The 16106-nt window shown below is 65.2% G+C and carries 15 protein-coding genes and 1 tRNA gene; 4 read left to right on the top strand and 12 right to left on the bottom strand.

Features of this window, described 5'->3' with window-relative positions; translation table 11 throughout:
* Positions 1–44: 44 nt before the first annotated feature.
* The 3 genes from HCH03_RS09485 to HCH03_RS09475 form a co-directional block, all read right to left on the bottom strand.
* Positions 45–254 carry a heavy-metal-associated domain-containing protein gene (locus HCH03_RS09485; protein WP_221689298.1) on the bottom strand — a complete coding sequence of 70 codons (210 nt, stop codon included), beginning with the start codon at positions 252–254 and terminating at the stop codon, positions 45–47.
* A gap of 237 nt (positions 255–491) precedes the next feature.
* The gene (gene modD / locus HCH03_RS09480; RefSeq protein WP_221689297.1) at positions 492–1334 is read right to left on the bottom strand and encodes a ModD protein; all 843 of its coding nucleotides are present in this window, start codon (positions 1332–1334) and stop codon (positions 492–494) included.
* Positions 1335–1840: 506 nt separating this feature from the next.
* Positions 1841–3142: an amidohydrolase family protein gene (locus HCH03_RS09475; protein WP_221689296.1), complete on the bottom strand. Its 1302-nt coding sequence runs from the start codon at positions 3140–3142 to the stop codon at positions 1841–1843.
* Positions 3143–3357: 215 nt separating this feature from the next.
* On the opposite strand from HCH03_RS09475, the gene HCH03_RS09470 reads away from it, so the two are divergent.
* Positions 3358–4212 (top strand): Mrp/NBP35 family ATP-binding protein, encoded by an 855-nt coding sequence (locus HCH03_RS09470; RefSeq protein ID WP_221689295.1) that lies wholly within the window; start codon positions 3358–3360, stop codon positions 4210–4212.
* A 244-nt stretch (positions 4213–4456) separates the two neighbouring features.
* Here HCH03_RS09470 and HCH03_RS09465 read toward each other — a convergent pair whose 3' ends face one another.
* Positions 4457–4978 (bottom strand): hypothetical protein, encoded by a 522-nt coding sequence (locus tag HCH03_RS09465; protein WP_246599916.1) that lies wholly within the window; start codon positions 4976–4978, stop codon positions 4457–4459.
* A gap of 287 nt (positions 4979–5265) precedes the next feature.
* Between HCH03_RS09465 and HCH03_RS09460 the strand changes: the two genes are divergently transcribed.
* The 3 genes from HCH03_RS09460 (at position 5266) to HCH03_RS09450 (ending at position 10062) form a co-directional block, all read left to right on the top strand.
* Positions 5266–6759, top strand: coding sequence for a response regulator transcription factor (locus tag HCH03_RS09460; RefSeq protein WP_221689294.1), 1494 nt, complete (start codon positions 5266–5268; stop codon positions 6757–6759).
* 41 nt (positions 6760–6800) lie between these two features.
* Positions 6801–6876: transfer RNA gene (locus HCH03_RS09455), tRNA-Ala, on the top strand.
* 240 nt (positions 6877–7116) lie between these two features.
* Complete coding sequence (locus HCH03_RS09450) at positions 7117–10062, top strand: EAL domain-containing protein (RefSeq protein ID WP_246599915.1); 2946 nt, start codon at positions 7117–7119, stop codon at positions 10060–10062.
* Positions 10063–10175: 113 nt separating this feature from the next.
* On the opposite strand, the gene HCH03_RS09445 is transcribed toward HCH03_RS09450, so the two are convergent.
* The 8 genes from HCH03_RS09445 to HCH03_RS09410 form a co-directional block, all read right to left on the bottom strand.
* A complete protein-coding gene (locus HCH03_RS09445) occupies positions 10176–10463 on the bottom strand; it encodes a helix-turn-helix transcriptional regulator (RefSeq protein ID WP_221689293.1) in 288 nt (95 codons plus the stop codon).
* A 5-nt stretch (positions 10464–10468) separates the two neighbouring features.
* Positions 10469–10816, bottom strand: coding sequence for a type II toxin-antitoxin system RelE/ParE family toxin (locus tag HCH03_RS09440; protein WP_246599914.1), 348 nt, complete (start codon positions 10814–10816; stop codon positions 10469–10471).
* A gap of 265 nt (positions 10817–11081) precedes the next feature.
* Positions 11082–11918, bottom strand: coding sequence for a deoxyribonuclease IV (locus HCH03_RS09435; protein WP_221689291.1), 837 nt, complete (start codon positions 11916–11918; stop codon positions 11082–11084).
* A 187-nt stretch (positions 11919–12105) separates the two neighbouring features.
* On the bottom strand, positions 12106–12414 hold the full coding sequence (locus HCH03_RS09430) for a carboxymuconolactone decarboxylase family protein (protein WP_221689290.1): 309 nt from the start codon (positions 12412–12414) through the stop codon (positions 12106–12108).
* Positions 12415–12652: 238 nt separating this feature from the next.
* Entirely contained in the window at positions 12653–13399 is a 747-nt protein-coding gene (locus HCH03_RS09425; protein WP_221689289.1) for an energy-coupling factor transporter transmembrane component T family protein, read from the bottom strand.
* A 1-nt stretch (position 13400) separates the two neighbouring features.
* Positions 13401–14426, bottom strand: coding sequence for an energy-coupling factor ABC transporter ATP-binding protein (locus tag HCH03_RS09420; protein WP_246599913.1), 1026 nt, complete (start codon positions 14424–14426; stop codon positions 13401–13403).
* Positions 14423–15280, bottom strand: a complete 858-nt coding sequence (locus HCH03_RS09415) for an energy-coupling factor ABC transporter ATP-binding protein (RefSeq protein WP_221689288.1) — start codon at positions 15278–15280, stop codon at positions 14423–14425. Before HCH03_RS09415 ends, HCH03_RS09420 begins: the two co-directional genes overlap by 4 nt.
* Before the next feature lie 25 nt (positions 15281–15305).
* Positions 15306–15950, bottom strand: a complete 645-nt coding sequence (locus tag HCH03_RS09410) for a tryptophan transporter (protein WP_221689287.1) — start codon at positions 15948–15950, stop codon at positions 15306–15308.
* Positions 15951–16106 lie beyond the last annotated feature (156 nt).

Raw genomic sequence — 16106 nt, 5'->3', positions numbered from 1 at the left:
TGGAAAGAGGCCGCATCGCGCGGCCTCTTTTTTTGAAGGTTCGCCTAGCTCTCTACGACGAACTCCTCGGCGGTGATGGCGGCTTTCACGGCGTCCAGCGTGGACGGCTGGCCGTCGTAGGTCAGATCGACCTTGTCGGCCTCGAAGTCGGCCGAGACGCCCATGACGCCCTCCAGCACGCCCACGGCCTTCTCGACGCGGGCCGTGCACTTCGGGCAGTGCATGCCCGTCACCTTCAACGTTGCAACAGTCATGATGTTCGCTCCTTCTTTCGTTTTGTTTGTCGTGCACATGGTTCGTGTGAAACGCGCCGACGAGGGTCCTGCGCCGACGCCCTCGTCGGCGCGCTTCGCTGGCGCCGCGGGGAGATCCTTCGACTGCGGCCGCTGCGCGGCCTCCGCGCAGGATGACAGAGGGGAACGCGCCGTCGCTGCGCGGCTTCCGCCCAGGATGACAGAGGCGGTGCATCGTCGATGCGCCTCCGCCCTTCCCTACAGTGCGTGCATGCGCACGCTCATGTCCAGGGGCTTGGCGGCGAAGGGGGCGGTGGTGGCCAGGCCGTCGACGCCGGTGGCGGCGTAGGCTGCGGCGTTGCCGGGGTTGATGCCCCCCGCGGCGATGAGCGTGACGTGCGGGTCGACGGCGCGCAGCTCGCGTACCAGCGAGGCCAGCTCGTCTGCGGGCACCTTGTCGAATTGGATGCCGTCCACTCCGGCGGCCGCGAGCACGCGGGCGCGCTCGGCATCGGCCTCCACGAACAGCTTTTTCTCGATGCAGCGGCCCTTGATGGCCGGCAGCTGCTCCACGAACTTGTCGAAGCCTCCGAAGAACGTGAGGTGATGGTCGAACACAAGCACCGTCTCCGACAACCCCAACCGGTGCGGGAACGCGCCGCCCGCCATAACGGCCTCGGTGAGCAGGTCCTTCGCACCGGGCTGGCTCTTGCGCGTGGTGAGCACCTCGCAGCGAGGGTTCGCGCCGTGCGCCGCATCCACCATGGCGCGCGTCTTGGTGGCCACGGCCGACCCGTGGTCGAACACGTTCAAGCACACCTTCCACGCCGCGTGCAGGTCGGCCGAAGCGCCGCGCACGCTCATGAACGTGTCGCCGGCCGCCACGCGTGTGCCGCTCGGCACCGCCGATACAACCTCGCAGCCCAGCTTGCCCATGATGCGCCGGACGATCTCCGTGCCGGCCAGCACGCAGTCCTCGCGCGTGAAGTAGTCCATCTGTCCGGGCTCGTCGCCAATGCCCAGCACCGCGCACGTCAGATCGACGTAGGGCACGTCCTCGGCTATGAAGCCGTCGATGCGCGCGTCGGATATTCGCAGCATGCTTCCCCTTCCACCTCTCGTTGTCGCAAAGCGCCCGCGCAACGCGGGCCGAACCGCGCCCGCACATGGCGCGATCCAAAAAACCGCACATGCAAACGCGGCACGGACGAAAAACACGCGGGGCGACGCCGGCGAACCAGGGAGAAGCCGCCGCCGTCCCGCGCACGATATTCTCAATTGGGAATATCGCTGTTATAGAATAACCAATTCAAGCTCCGAGGGGAAGCTGTACTTTGGGTACAGCTTCCCTGTGCGGCCGAAGAATTTCCAGGCGCTCGCCGCACGGTCGCCGACGCGGCGGGCGCATGCACCGGGCGGCCAGCAGCCCGCCCCTACGGAGATCAGAGGACTCGCGGCAAAGGAAGGAAAGCCCATCGGCGAAGAGCACGCTTGCCGCAAATGTCGGCCATGAAAGGCAAACCGCCAATCGCAAGGAGGGAATGTCGGCCATAGCCGACATTCCCTCCTGCGCAAGCCGCCGACACGCAGGAGCCGCGTCCGAAAAGCTACACCTCCGCGATGATGCGCTTCGTGCGCTCGCCCACCTCGGCCTTGGCGCGCTCCACGTCGATGGTCGGGAAGGCGCCGTCGCGGTACACCACCGCGCCGTCGCTCATGGTCAGGCACACGTCGGAGCCGTGGCCGGCGTACACCACGTTCACCAGCGGGTTCGTCATGGGAGCCCACGAGGGACCCGTCACGTCCAGCACGCAGAGGTCGGCCTTCATGCCCTCTTTCACCTGGCCGCAGTCCTCGCGACCCTGCGAGAGCGCACCCATGCGCGTGGCGGCCGCGAGCGCCTGCTTCGGCGTGACCACGGACGGGTCGTTCGTGGAGCCCTTGTACAGCAGGGCCAGCAGGTACAGGTCCTGCATCATGTCGTGGTTGTTGTTCGATGCCATGCCGTCGGTGCCCAGGCACACGTTCACGCCGCGATCGAGCATGGCCGGAACGGGGGCGTAACCGCTGCCCAGCTTCATGTTCGACGCCGGGTTCGCCGCCACGAACACCCCGTGCTCCACCATGATGTCGAAGTCGGCGGGCTCGCACCACGTGCAGTGCGCGGCGGTGGTGGGCGAATCGAGCACGCCGATGCTCTCGAAGTACTGGATGGGCGTCATGCCGTCGTGGCGCTGCTTGCATTCCTCGTGCTCGCTTCTCGTCTCCGAGGCGTGCAGGTGCATGCGCAGGCCCTTCTCCTTCGTCACGGCCGCGATGTCGGCGCAGGTCTGCGGGTTCGACGTGTATTCGGCGTGGATGTTGTAGTCGATGAGGATGCGCCCGTCCGCCGCACCGTGGTACTTGTCCACGTACTCCTCGCACAGCGCGCAGGCGTTGTACTGGGAGAACGGCTTGGGCTCGAAGTACAGCTCGCTCTCGCAGATGTTCGCCTTCAAGCCCGACTCCACCACCGCGCGCACGCGCTCGTCGGTGTGGTAGTACATGTCGGAGAAGCTCACCACGCCGTAGCGCGCCATTTCGGCGCACGACAGCAGCGTTCCCCAGTAGTTGTCCTCGGGCGTCATCTTGGCCTCGAACGGCCACACCATGTCGTTGAGCCATGCCTGCAAAGGCAGGTTCTCGGCGTAGCCGCGCAGCAGCGTCATGGGCGCATGGGCGTGGGCGTTGTAGAAGGCGGGCATGAGCAGCTTGCCGCAGCCGTCGTACACCTCGCCGTACGCGTCCGCCTCGGCCCCAGCGGGAGCCGCATCTCCGATATAGGCGATGCGGCCGTCCTTCACGCCCACCCAGCGATGCGACCGGTGGTCCAAGTTCTCGTCCAAGATGTCGATGTCTGCGAACAGCATGGGCTCTCCTTCCTCGAAGGCGCCCTCGTTGGCGGGCGCACCGTTTTCTTCCGCACATTATAAGACTGCATCTAGTAATTGCCGACGGCAATCTTCCCTATCTGCCGCTCCGCCGGCAATCTTCCTTGACCGTACCTTATATATGCTATCATGCCGGGGAGACGAGACGACGGGCCGCCGCATGACGCGGCGGCCTTTCGAGGAAAGAAGGAGATATGGCAGAAGAAGAATGCACGCACGAATGCGGCAGCTGCGGCGTCGCCGGCTGCGGCGACCGTGAGGACGCGGGCCCGTCCACGTTCCCGACGAACGTCAATACGAACATCAAGCACGTCATCGGCGTGGTGTCCGGCAAAGGCGGCGTGGGCAAGTCGCTCGTGACCAGCCTGCTGGCCAGCCAGATGCAGAAGAAGGGCTTCAAGGTGGGCATCCTGGACGCCGACGTCACCGGCCCGTCCATCCCCAAGACGTTCGGCATCACGAACCCCCTCACGGCCGACAAAGACGGCATCGTGCCCGCCCAAACGGCCAGCGGCATCAAAGTGGTGTCCGTGAACCTCATGCTGCCGAAAGACGACATCCCGGTCGCATGGCGCGGCCCGGTGGTGTCCGGCATCATCAAGCAGTTCTGGGGCGAGGTGAGCTGGGGCGAGATCGACTACCTGTTCGTCGACATGCCTCCGGGAACCTCCGACGTGTTCCTGACCGTGTTCCAGTCGCTGCCCGTGGACGGCATCGTCACCGTGTCGGCCCCGCAGGAGCTCGTGGCCATGATCGTGGGCAAGGCCGTGAACCTGGCGCACGACCTGAACGTGCCCGTGGTGGGCCTGGTGGAGAACATGGCCTACTTCAAGTGCGACGAGTGCGGCAAGGAGCACTTCATCTTCGGCGAGCCCCAGGGCGAGGCCGTGGCGAAGCGCTACGAGATCCCGTCGTTCGCCACGCTGCCCATCGACCCGTCGTTCGCGCGCCTGTGCGACGAGGGCAAGGTGGAGGAGTACGATGTGGCCGGCGCGCTCGACCCCATCATCGAGCAGGTGGAAGCCTGCGGCAAGGCGGACGCCGAATAGGCCGGCAGTTCGCGAACGCGAAGAACGAAGGGCCTCGGGAGACGATCCCGAGGCCCTTTTTGGTGCGATGGTCGAATGCCGGGGTTTAACTGGCGGGACACCCCGTAGGGGCGCTCTCCAGAGCGCCCGTTCCGGCGAAGCCGGAAAAACGATCGAGGCTCGCGTTCTCGCGCTCCGCGCGAGCGGGCGCTCTGGAGAGCGCCCCTACGAAGTCGACCCGGCCCGTTCGCTCGCGCCTATGCTCCTACGGGTGCTCGTCGAAGTAGCCCGTTTGGCCGCGCACTTGCCAGGTGCATACGGCCAAGGCGATGATGAACAGGCCGCTCACGATGCCCGTGACGTCGATGATGCCCGACGAGATGTTGCTGGCCATGGCCCAAGCGGTGAGCACGGCATCGGCCAGCGTGATCCAGAAGAACAGCGATATCTTGTAGGGGTTCCTCGCCCCGCGAATGCCCAGCAAGCCGATGACCAGGTTGAACGCCGCGCTCACCAGCGCGGTGGACCCCACCGACGCCGCGATGGAGCGCAGCTCCACACCGGCTATCCGCGCGCCTTCGACCAAGGACCCCACGGTCCAGAACACCACGCCGAACGCCAACTCCAGCACCGCCCACACGATCATGACGATGCACAGCCGCCTCAGCCACACCTGCCACACCGACATGGGCAGGCCGTCCGCGCCGATAAAAGCCGCACCGCCCACCGTCTGAAGCGCTCCCGCCTTGCCCACGCCGACCGCGCTCGTTCCCTGTCCAACCGCCATGTTTCCTCCGCCTGCGCGCAAACGCGCTCATGCCCGGCAGACCGCCTCGGTAAATTTCCGACGGCCCGCCTTCGCTCAACGATTCGTTCGCTTGCCATTATAGAGCACGGCGCGGCCGCGCCCGAAAACCGTAACATGTCGGGCGACGAGCAGCGCGAGCCGGAGAAATAGCCTGCGAGCGAAAGCCATATGCCGTATACTAAGGAAAGTTGAATAAACGCCGTCGCGTATGGGATGGGGATGTTCCAAGCGCAAGCCGGCCGCACGCTCTCTCTAAGGAGGCTATTATGGAGCGCGCTCGTCACCGGCAAAGCGACTTGAAGCGGATGGTCCTCGGCGTGCGCACCATTCCATCCCTGTTCATCGCTTTGACCTCGTACAAGCTGCTTGCGGTACTTCTGTTCATGGAAACGTTCCTGCTGCCGGGCACCTTCGACCTGGGCGGCTTGGCGCTGCCCGCCTGCACGTTGCTGTTCTTCGCCTGCACGCTGGTATGCCTTTTGTTCGCCGTGCTGTTCAGGCGCCTCACGTTCTTCGACAGCGGCTGGTATCTTGGCCTGCTCACAGCGTGCATCGTGTTCGGGGTGTTCCTGTTGCTGCTCAGGGAGCTGGGAGGCGTGGGCAACGAGACGCTGGCGGCGGTATGCCGCGGGCTGGGCATAGCGCTGACCGCAGCGGGGCTCATCGGCGTGCACATCGAGATCGCCCGCATCATGGGAGCATTGGGCATGACGCAAACGCTCACGTTCGGCGTGGCCGCCGCGTTCGCCGCCGCCGTGCTGTATCTGGGCCTGGCCGCCGCGCCCGTGCCGCAGGGTCGCTGGGCCGCGGTGCTCGTGCTTCCCTTCGTGCTCGCCGCTGCGTTCCAGCGAGCTCGGCAAACCGTGCGCCGGTCCCGCAAGACGAGCTACGGTGAGCCGGAGGCCGAGGTGCTCGTGCCGTACCGGTTCATCGCCACCTCCGTGGCGCAGGGAGCCGCGGCGGGGTTGCTCATGGCCCTGTTGAGCTCGAGCGGAACGTTCAGGCCCTCGTGGGCCGCAGCGGGCTACTTGCTCGCCGCAGGGCTCACCCTGGCCACGGTGCTGGTGTGCAAGCTCGACTTCAACCGCTCGGTGTACCAGATCGGGTTTCCGCTCGTGGGCCTGGGGCTGCTGCTGGCCGGCGTGGCGGGCGCGTCGCTTGAAACCGCAAGTTCCGTGCTGCAGATTGCGGGTTTCCTGTACTTGGACTTGGTGCTGTGGGGGCTGGGGTCGTACCTCATAAAGAACTGCGGGCAACCGGCCACCTGGGTTGCCTCGTGCCCCACCGCCTCGCTCATGGCGGGCAGGACGCTGGGGGTGGTACTGGGATGCGCGGCTCTGAGCCTACTGCCCGACGAAACGGGGCGAACCGCGATCCCGTGCGTCGCGGCGTTCTGCATCGTCGTGGTGGCGCTTCTGCTGTCCAACGGCGAAAACCTGCGCACGGGATGGGGCTTCGTGCATCCCGGCGATCCCGACGAGGACGAGAACGAGCTTCGCGCCTGCCAGATCGTCGCCGAGGATTTCGGCCTCACCCAACGCGAGTTCGACGTCCTGAGACGCATCATGGCGGGCGATTCGCGCGCGGACGTGGCCAGGGAGCTCTTCATCGCGCCGAACACGGTGAAGACCCACCTGCACGCCGTTTACGCGAAACTGGACGTGCACAACGTGCACGATCTTCGCGCCTGCGTGAACGACCGGGGACGCACGTTCTCGTCGTCTTCCGAAAACGATGAAATTCTCGAAAATGGCGCTTGACCCCCCGCTCTCTTCCGCTATACTAGGTTTCGCACTTTTTCGGGGCCTTAGCTCAGCTGGGAGAGCGCATGGCTGGCAGCCATGAGGTCAGGGGTTCGATCCCCCTAGGCTCCACCACTTACTACGCGAGCCGGACGATCAACGTCCGGCTCGCTTTCTTTTCTCGGAGGGCCTGTTATGCGAGGGTTATGGGCCGGAGCGCGTCGCATGCGGAACTCCCGGCGCAAGAGGAGCCCGCCTTCGCGTACCCTGAGCGGCAAATGTGGTATCGTTTAACACGCCGCGGCGCCGCGGCGCTGGGGGAAGCTGATCGGAGCAACCGTAACGCGACGGGAGACATACGTGCGAAAACGGCATTTGGGAAGAGCGTTTCAAGGGCTCTGCCTTCTTGCGCTCGCCGTGTTCCTGTACGCGACATCCGAAACCGGCGGATCCGCCGCATACGCGGACGACACCGTCTCAAGCGACAAGCGCGTCGTGCGCGTGGGCTGCTACGAAGATGGCGACTACATGTCGATCGACGACGCCGGCGAGCACATCGGCTACAACATCGACTACCTCGAGGAGATACGGCGCTATGCCGGCTGGACGTACGAGTACGTCGACTTCGCCGGCTGGGCCGACGCCTACGACGCGCTCGAAACGGGCGACATCGACCTGCTGCCCGCCGTCTACTACACCGACGATCGCGCCGACCGAATGCTGTTCTCGGCCGTGCCCATGTGCAGCATCTACACCACGCTCAACGTGCGCACGGACGACCGGCGCTACGCTTACGAGGACTTCGAAGCGTTCTCGGGCATGCGCGTGGGCGTGATTCAGGACAGCCAGGATGCGCAGGCGTTCGTCCGGTACAGCCAAGAAAACGATTTCGACGTGGACGTGGTCGAATACCTGGAAACCGACGATCTGCTGACCGCGCTCGACCGGGGCGAGCTGGACGCCATCGCCATCACCTATTTGGGCAGCAATTCCCGCTTCCGCACGATAGCGCAGTTCGCGCCGGAGCCCATCCACTTCGCCTTGCCCGTCGACCACGTCGAGCTCGAGCAGGATCTGAACGCCGCCATGAACCGGCTGCAGCTGCGCGACCCGAGCTTCTCGACGCTGCTGTACAACCGCTACTTCGGTATCAACACCGACCAAGACCCCGTGTTCACCGAAGAGGAGTACGCCTATCTGGAATCCGCGCCGGTGCTGAAGGTGGCCTACGATTCGTTCCGCACGCCGCTTTCCTACACCGATCCGGAAACCGGCGCGTTCGGCGGCGTTGCGGCGCGGCTGTTCGACGATATATCGAGCATCACGGGGCTCACGTTCGAGTTCGTACCCGTCGATCTGCACGGCAACGCCTTCGACCTCGTCGAGAGCGGCGAGGTCGACCTGGTGGCCGGCGTGGACCGCGACGCGGACGAGGCCATGGGAGGGATCGTGTCGACCACGGGGCCGTACCTGCGCGACCCCATGGCGCTTATCGTGGGGGCGAACCCCACGGGCACGCGCATCGCGCTGCCGCGGGGCTTCGCGTTGGCCGCCGAGATGGAACGCGTGCACGCAGGCGACGAGGTCATCTACTTCGACACGCCTAAGCAGTGCGTGGACGCCGTGCTGACGGGGGCGGCCGACTCCGCCTACGCCGACACGCACGTGGCGAACTACCTGTTGTCGGAATCGCAGTACGAGTCGCTCACCGTGATCACCGTCACCGACCACACCAACGACATGAGCATCGGCGTGGCGGCGAGCGCCGATCCGCGCCTGCTGAGCATTTTGGATCGCTGCGTGCAGTACACGGCCGAGGGCAAGATCACCACCTGGCTGTCGCAAAGCTCGCTGGCCGTGCACCCCACGAGCCCCCTCGACTTCCTGAGGCAGTACCCGCTGCAGATCATCGTCGGCATCGTGGCGCTGTTCGCGATGGCCCTCGCAGGCGCCCTTTACCTGGGGCGCACGAAGCTGCGAACGGCACGGCGCATCGAGGAGCTGTCCTTCACCGACCCGCTCACGGGCGGCTGGACCCTCGCCCGGTTCCGCTCGGCGGCCGAAGAGGTGCTGGAGGATCCCAAGCGGGAAGGGCACGTCATCGTGTACCTGGACATCGCGCGGTTCAAGAGCTTCAACGCCGCGTTCGGCTACGCGGCCGGAGACCAGCTGCTCATCGAGCTCGACCGCCTTATCGGCAATATGGCGCGAGAGGGCGAGCACCATGCCCACATCACGGCGGACGAGTTCGTGGTGCTCATGAAGTGGGACGGCTGGGACGCGTTCCTCGACCGGTTCGCCGAGCTCGACCGCCGCTTCAACGAGCTGGACGTGCTGCGCTCCCATTCGCATCGCTTGCTCCTGCACGCCGGCGCCTGCGTCGTGGAGCGCGCGAAGGGATCTCGGCGCTTGGACGCGCAGGCTCTGGCTGAGCTCATGGATTGCGCCCGGTACGCGCGCGACAGCGTGGGCGAGACGTCGTCGAGCGAGGCGGCGCTCTACACGTCGGACATGAAAGAGCGCGACGTGGCCGAGCGAGCGCTCGTCGCGTTGGCGCGCGACGCCTTGGAGCGGGGCGAGTTCGCCGCGTACTATCAGCCGAAGGTCGAGCTTGCCACGAACCGCATCGTCAGCTTCGAGGCGCTCGTGCGCTGGGAGTCCCCCGATCGGGGCCTGGTTCAACCGAACGACTTCATCCCGCTGTTCGAGAAGAACGGCTTCGTGACCGAGATCGACCTGCACGTGCTGCGCTTGGCTTGCACGCGCCTGGAAGAGCGTTTGGCGCAGGGCTTGCCCGTGGTGCCCATCGCGTGCAACTTCTCGCGCCTGCACCTGCAGGGCGACGGGTTCCCCGAGAAGGTGAAGGCCATCGTCGACGAGTACGAGGTGCCGGTGGACCTCATCGAGCTGGAGCTCACGGAGAACATCGTCATGGAGGACCTCGAGCGCGCCAAGCGCATATGCCGCCGGCTGAAAGAGCTGGGTTTCCGCATATCCATCGACGATTTCGGCAGCGGCTACTCGTCGCTCGGAACGCTGCAGGACCTACCCATCGACGTGCTCAAGCTGGACCGCACGTTCCTTATGAGCAGCGAGAGCGGAGAACGCAGCCGGGCCATACTGGAAGGCGTGGTGGACATCGCGGAGAAGCTGCACGTGACCATCGTGGTGGAGGGCGTGGAAACGTGCGACCAGGCCTCGCTGCTGCTGCAGCTCGACGACAGCATCATAGCGCAGGGGTACCTTTACTCGCGGCCCGTGCCGCGCGGCGAATCCGACCGCCAGCTGGACGACGGCTCCTTGGAGCAGCACGAGGAGTGAGCTGCGACGCGGCGGAAGGTACCGCTGCTCGAGCTTCTTCCGACCAAACTGCACGGACAGGAAACGACTCGACGTCGCCGACCTGTTCGTCGCGCGATCCGCTTCCAGCCGAGCTACACGAACCTGATCTCCAGCTTCTTCCCAAACCCTTTGGCCAGCCTGCCGATCGTGCGAAGCGTCGGATTGGCATTGCCCGTCTGAATGCGGCTGATCACCCGTTGATTCAATCCCGACGCCCTCGCCAGCTGCTCCTGCGTCATTCCCGTCTCGTTGCGCGCATCGATGATGGCGAGCCTCAACTGGAACTCCGCCTCGTCTTCCTCCCAGTACTTCCGAAACTCGGGGTCTTTCAGTTGCTCTGCAAGATACCGGGTAAAGTCATCTTCGTGTTGTTCGCCCATCTGCATCACTCTTTCGCGTTTCGAGCCAAGTAGTCCTTGCGGTAGCGTTTCGCTCGTTCGATCTCTCGCCGCGGCGTTCGCTGCGTCTTCTTCCTGAAGCCATGAGTCAGAACCGCTTTGTCCCCAATGCAGAAGAAATATAGAACCCGGCTGGCATTGTCGCCCATCGTCGTACGCAGCTCGAAGATGCCGTCTTCAAGATGCTTCGAATCGGGCTCTCCAATCAGATGTCCCCTTTCTTCCAGAAAGGCAATCGTGCGAAGCGTTTTGCTCCTCAGCTTTTTATCCAGAGCGTCGAGATATGATCGAGCCGGCATTTCGCCGTTAGGAAGCTCGTACCATTCAACATTCATACGATCCTCCTGCCTTGTTTCCCAGTTTACTACATATATATAGTAAACTGCAAGGATCAGGAGCGCACAAACAAGAAAAAGCAGCCATACATCCATCCCTTCTCTCAGCTGCCTGCCATTAAGGAAGGCGACTGTCCCACAGGCGAGCCTGCGGTTAGGATGGATGTCCAGCCGCTATGGTTGCATTATAGCGAACTTATGTTCGTCTTTCAAGAACAAACGTTTGTGGTTTTCGCGCGACGGCCCAGCGCTGAGCCCAATGGGCCTATGCCGCATGCGCTTTGCGCAGCGCCGCGATCTCCTCGCCGTAGCCGTCGAGCGTGGGGTTGGGCGTTTCCAGATAGAACGGCAGGTCGCGCAGCTTCGGATGGTTCGTCACGGCGGCCAGGGCCTCGAAGCCGATCTCCCCCTCGCCGATGCGGGCATGGCGGTCTTTGTGCGAGCCGCGCGCGTTCATGCTGTCGTTCAAGTGGACGGCGCGCAGGCGATCCAGGCCGATCACGTGGTCGAACTCGTCAAGGACGCCGTCGAGGTCGCCCACGATGTCGTAGCCGGCATCCCACACGTGGCACGTGTCCAAGCACACGCCCACGTGGTCGTCGAGGTCGACCTGTGCGATGATGGCGGCCAGCTCCTCGAACGTGCCGCCGATCTCGCTGCCCTTGCCGGACATGGTCTCCAGCAGCAGCGTGGTGGTTTGCACCGGAAGCAGGCTCTGGTTGAGCGCGTCGGCGATCTTGGCGATGGCCACCTCGTGCGGCTGGCCCACGGCGCTGCCCGGATGCATGTTGTACAGCTGGTGCGGCGTCTCCTCCATGCGGCCCAGGTCCTCGGCCAGCACCATGAGCGCGAAGTCGCGCGTCTGCTGCTTGTCTGAGGCAGGGTTCAGCGTGTAGGGCGCGTGCGCCAGGATGCGCGCGATACCGTGCTCGGAGGCGTAAGCCGTGTAGGCGGCCACGTCCTTCGGGTCGATCTCCTTGGCCTTGCCGCCGCGCGGGTTGCGTGTGAAGAACTGGAACGTGTTGGCGTCGATGGACACGGCGTCCTTCGCCATGTGGAGATAGCCCTTCGCGCTCGACAGGTGGCATCCGATGGTGAACATATATGCATCCTTTCAAGTCACAATTTTCTGGATGCTATGGTAGCAAACTGCGGGATGGCGCAAGGCGCTCGAACGCGATCGTTGCCGCGTTAGCACGAAAGGTTCATCGACATGGAACCGTGCGCCTTTTTTCGGGTTGCGGCACGGCGCTTCGACGGGAGCTCCACGTCACTGCCGGAAACCGCTTTCAGCCCTCAGCCCGGTCGTAAGCATCCAGCGCAGCCTCGAGCGACTCGATGGCGGTCATGCCCACGGCGGGAAGGCCCACCAGCACGGCGCTGCGCACCTCGTCGCGCGTGGCGCCCATCTTCTTGAGAGAGGCCACGTGAAAGTCCAGGCCGCCCTGCATGCCGAGCGCCGAGAGCACCGCCAGATAGGCGAGCTCCTGCGTTTTCTGGTCGAGCGCGCTCGACTTCGCCACCTGCATGACCAAGCCGCCGTACGCCTTTCCCAATTCCGGCTCCTCGCTCATGAACAACTCAAACCCCTTCGCCATGGCGACGCCTCCTTTCGCTCGTTGCCGCGCAGACCCTTTCGTCCGCAAAGCGCTGCCGCTCCATCATAATCCCTCGCGCCGCGCAGGCAGAACAGGAAGCGAAAAGGCCACCGAACCGTCTACCTCGATCGCACCGAGGCGCAAAATGCTCCGAGGTTCTTCAAAGGCGCGGGCGAATTCACGAAAACGTACTTGAAGAAGATACGCGCGAAGCGGTTTCCCGATTGACGAGAGCGCGCTACAGCACCACCGCCAGCACTATAAGCGCGGCGACGAGCGCGAAGGCACCCGCGTCGAGAGCGCGGAACGGATAGTCGCGTACCCCAGACGTGCGGTCGCGCAGGTAGAAGCCGCGCACCTCGGCGGCCATGGCGGCCTGCTCGGTCTTGCCCACCGACGTGATGAGCAGAGGAGCGCACAGCGGCAGCATGAGACGCAGCTTCCGCACCGGGTTCCTCGTGTCGAACTCCACGCCGCGCGCTGTTTGGGCCTCCATGATGGCGCCCATCTCGTCGGTGAACACGGGCACGAACTTCAGCGCCGTGGTCACGGTGAACGCGTACTTGTAGGGCAGGCGAGCGCGCTTCACCAGGGCTCCGGCCAAGTCGTTCAGCGGCGTGAGCGCGAGCATGAGCGCGAGCGGCATGGTGGCGTCTATCAGGCGCAACACCACGAGGCCGGCCGTGCGCAAGCCCTCGTCGGTGGCGAACAGGAACACCGGGGTGCCCGAGCGTATGAACAGCACCTGCAACACGAACAGAAACGCGCAGATGCCCGCCAGCCCCGCCAGGAGTTTGAGCGTTTTCTTGCGGATGCCGCCGACGAAGCCCAGCGCCACGTCCAGCACGAGCAGCGCCAGCAGGAACCCGAAGTTGTCCGACAAAAACGCCGCCACGCAGATGCCCAGCGCCAGCGCCACCTTGGTAAGCGGGTTCAAACGGTGCAGCACCGTGTTCCCCGCCGTGTAATCGAGCATGCCGGCCATGTTAGGACACCTTCCTCTTGCGGAACCCGGCCGCGCCGAGCACCTGGACCATCTCGTACGCCGTCGCCACGTGGGCGAACGCGCGGCCGTTCTCCGGCTCGCGTGCCAGCCGCAGGGACAGCTCTATCATCTGCGGCGGAACGAGCGAGGCCGCCTCCATAGCCGCGGCGTTGCGGAACACCGTCTCGGGCGCCCCGTCGGCCACCACGCGCCCGTCGGCCATGGCGATGACGCGACGGGCGAAATCGAAGGCCACCTCCATGTCGTGCGTGATCATGACAACCGTGGTGCCGCGCTTGTTCAGCTCCTTCACCCGGGCCATGACGTCCATGCACTCGCGGTAGTCCAGCCCGCACGTGGGCTCGTCCAAAATGAGCACCTCGGGTTCGGCCGCGATGACCGACGCCAGCGCGAGCATCTGGCGCTCGCCGCGCGAGAGCAGGTAGGGAGCGGCTTGCGCGTCGAACCCAAACTCGTCCACGAGCGCGTTCACGCGACGGGCCGCCTCGTCGGGGTCGACGCCGGTTACGCGCAGGCTGAACGCCAGCTCGTCCGCCACGGTGTTCTGGCATATCTGCCGATCGGGATTCTGGAACAGCATGCCCACGCGGCGGGCCAGCTCGCTCGTGCGCAGCTGGACGGTGGGCACGCCGTCGACCAGCACCTCCCCCGCCGAGGGCTTCAGCAGCCCGTTCAGCAGCTTCGACGTGGTGGTCTTGCCGGCACCGTTGCTCCCCACGATGGCCACGAACTCGCCTTTGCGAACGGCGAACGAGAGGTCGCGCACCACCTGCGCGCCGTCTGCCGCGCCGTCGTAGGCGAACGACGCGCCCCGGCACTCCAGCACGGCGGGCACACCGACGCGCGCGGCCACCGGATCGGGCGCGTCCTCGCGCGGCACGGCCGTCACGTCGACGATCGAGTCGCCGCCACGCTTGCGCGCGGCGCGTTCCCGGGCGGTTCTGCTCGACGCCGAGTTAGGTTCGCCTGCAACCGCCTTCTGGTTCTTTTTGCCGAACAACATCATGCCACGATCCCTTCGATCAGCTCCTGCGCCTCGTCCACATTGCACGCCAACCGCCCCACCGGAAAGCCCTCGTCGCGCAGCATGCACGACAGCGTGGTGGCGCGCGGCACGTTCACGCCGATGCGCAGCAGGTCGTCGGCGTGCGCCAGCACCTCGCGGCGCTCCCCGCAGTACGCGAGCCTTCCTTCGTCCAGAACGGCAAGCCGCCGTGCGTACTCGGCCAGCAGGCCTATCTTCTGCTCCACCACCACCACGGTGATGCCGCTGCGCTCGTTCAGATCGGCCAACAGCGAGAACACCTGCCGCGAGCTGGCCGGGTCGAGCGCGCCGGTGGGCTCGTCCAGCACGAGCACGCGCGGGCGCAGGGCCAGCACCGCCGCCAACGCCACCTTCTGCTTCTGCCCGCCCGAGAGCGACGCGATGGCGCGCTCGCGCAGGTCGGAGATGCCCACCAGCGCCAACGCCTTGTCCACGCGCGCCGGGATCTCGTCGTGCGGCACGCCGAAGTTCTCCAGCCCGAACAGCACCTCGTCCTCCACCTCCGCAGCCACCATCTGGGCGTCCACGTCTTGAAACACCGTGGCCACCGTGTGCGAGAGGTCGGTGAGGCTCGTCTCGTGCGTGTCCGCGCCCGCCAGGCGCACCTCGCCGTAGAACTCGCCCTGATGGTAGTGCGGCACCACGCCGTTCATGGCGTACATGAGCGTGGACTTGCCGGCTCCCGAGGGCCCGATGATGCCGAGGAAATCGCCTTCGGCCACGGCGAGCGACACGCCGTCGAGCGCCGGGCGGGCGGCCCCGGCGTAGGAGAACGTCACGTCCTTCACGTCGATGATAGGTGCGGAGGTGGTCATGGGAGGTTTCCTTTCGCGGTCGCGGCTACGCGGCGGCAACTTGCTTCGCAGGCTCCTTCTTCAAAACCTTCGCCAGCGGGATGTAGAGCGCCTGCACGATCACGCAGTTGATGAGGGCGGTGCACAGCACGATGGGCACGTAGGCCACGAGGCTCGAGGCGCTCGCGCCCAAGAACACGAACAGGCAGACGGTGAACATGCCGCCCGACACGACGGTGGACAGGAACGTGGCCACGATGGTTTGCAGGTTCGCACGGCCCACCTTCATGGGCACGCGGATGAGGGCGGCCATGCACAGCGCGCCCAAGAACTCGGAGACGAAGTTGATGTAGGGGCTGCCGGGCAAAAGCTGGCACACCGCGCCGGCAAGAAGGCCGATGATGCCCGCCTGCACCATGTTCGGTCGCACCAGCAGGATGGCCAGGCAGTACATGGCGATGATGAAGTTCGGCTTCATGCCGAAGAAGTTCACGAAGCTGCCCACCGTCATCTTGAGCACGGCGCCGGCAGCCAGGAGCACCGCCACCAGGATGAGCGCCGACACGTCGAAGCCCTTCTTGCGCGCGTCGGCCCCCTGCACCGTGCGCTGGCGCGCCCTGCCCTGCGCCGCCGGGGCCTTGCCGCCCGCCGCTGCCTTCACGTTGACCTCGCGCTTGCTCTGCTCTGCCATGATGCTCATCCTCTCTTGGCGGGGTTCCCGCCGGTCATTGCCCCTCCCGAGGCGTCTGGTTTGCCGGCACGAACTTCGCGGATGAGGATCGGCTCTGCACAATCGACTGCGCGGCTCTGGCAGTTTGCCTCCACAATGAAAAAGACCTGTCCTTCT

Origin of the sequence: Gordonibacter massiliensis (ex Traore et al. 2017) (genome assembly GCF_019731765.1) — a bacterium.
Classification (GTDB): domain Bacteria; phylum Actinomycetota; class Coriobacteriia; order Coriobacteriales; family Eggerthellaceae; genus Gordonibacter; species Gordonibacter massiliensis.
This window is presented reverse-complemented; position numbering and strand designations above follow the sequence as displayed.

Bases quoted from the DNA above. Each gene is read 5' to 3' on its own strand.
- HCH03_RS09485 (WP_221689298.1), bottom strand. From the start codon at position 254: ATGACTGTTGCAACGTTGAAGGTGACGGGCATGCACTGCCCGAAGTGC.
- modD (WP_221689297.1), bottom strand. From the start codon at position 1,334: ATGCTGCGAATATCCGACGCGCGCATCGACGGCTTCATAGCCGAGGAC.
- HCH03_RS09475 (WP_221689296.1), bottom strand. From the start codon at position 3,142: ATGCTGTTCGCAGACATCGACATCTTGGACGAGAACTTGGACCACCGG.
- HCH03_RS09470 (WP_221689295.1), top strand. From the start codon at position 3,358: ATGGCAGAAGAAGAATGCACGCACGAATGCGGCAGCTGCGGCGTCGCC.
- HCH03_RS09465 (WP_246599916.1), bottom strand. From the start codon at position 4,978: ATGGCGGTTGGACAGGGAACGAGCGCGGTCGGCGTGGGCAAGGCGGGA.
- HCH03_RS09460 (WP_221689294.1), top strand. From the start codon at position 5,266: ATGGAGCGCGCTCGTCACCGGCAAAGCGACTTGAAGCGGATGGTCCTC.
- HCH03_RS09445 (WP_221689293.1), bottom strand. From the start codon at position 10,463: ATGGGCGAACAACACGAAGATGACTTTACCCGGTATCTTGCAGAGCAA.
- HCH03_RS09440 (WP_246599914.1), bottom strand. From the start codon at position 10,816: ATGAATGTTGAATGGTACGAGCTTCCTAACGGCGAAATGCCGGCTCGA.
- HCH03_RS09435 (WP_221689291.1), bottom strand. From the start codon at position 11,918: ATGTTCACCATCGGATGCCACCTGTCGAGCGCGAAGGGCTATCTCCAC.
- HCH03_RS09430 (WP_221689290.1), bottom strand. From the start codon at position 12,414: ATGGCGAAGGGGTTTGAGTTGTTCATGAGCGAGGAGCCGGAATTGGGA.
- HCH03_RS09425 (WP_221689289.1), bottom strand. From the start codon at position 13,399: ATGGCCGGCATGCTCGATTACACGGCGGGGAACACGGTGCTGCACCGT.
- HCH03_RS09420 (WP_246599913.1), bottom strand. From the start codon at position 14,426: ATGATGTTGTTCGGCAAAAAGAACCAGAAGGCGGTTGCAGGCGAACCT.
- HCH03_RS09415 (WP_221689288.1), bottom strand. From the start codon at position 15,280: ATGACCACCTCCGCACCTATCATCGACGTGAAGGACGTGACGTTCTCC.
- HCH03_RS09410 (WP_221689287.1), bottom strand. From the start codon at position 15,950: ATGGCAGAGCAGAGCAAGCGCGAGGTCAACGTGAAGGCAGCGGCGGGC.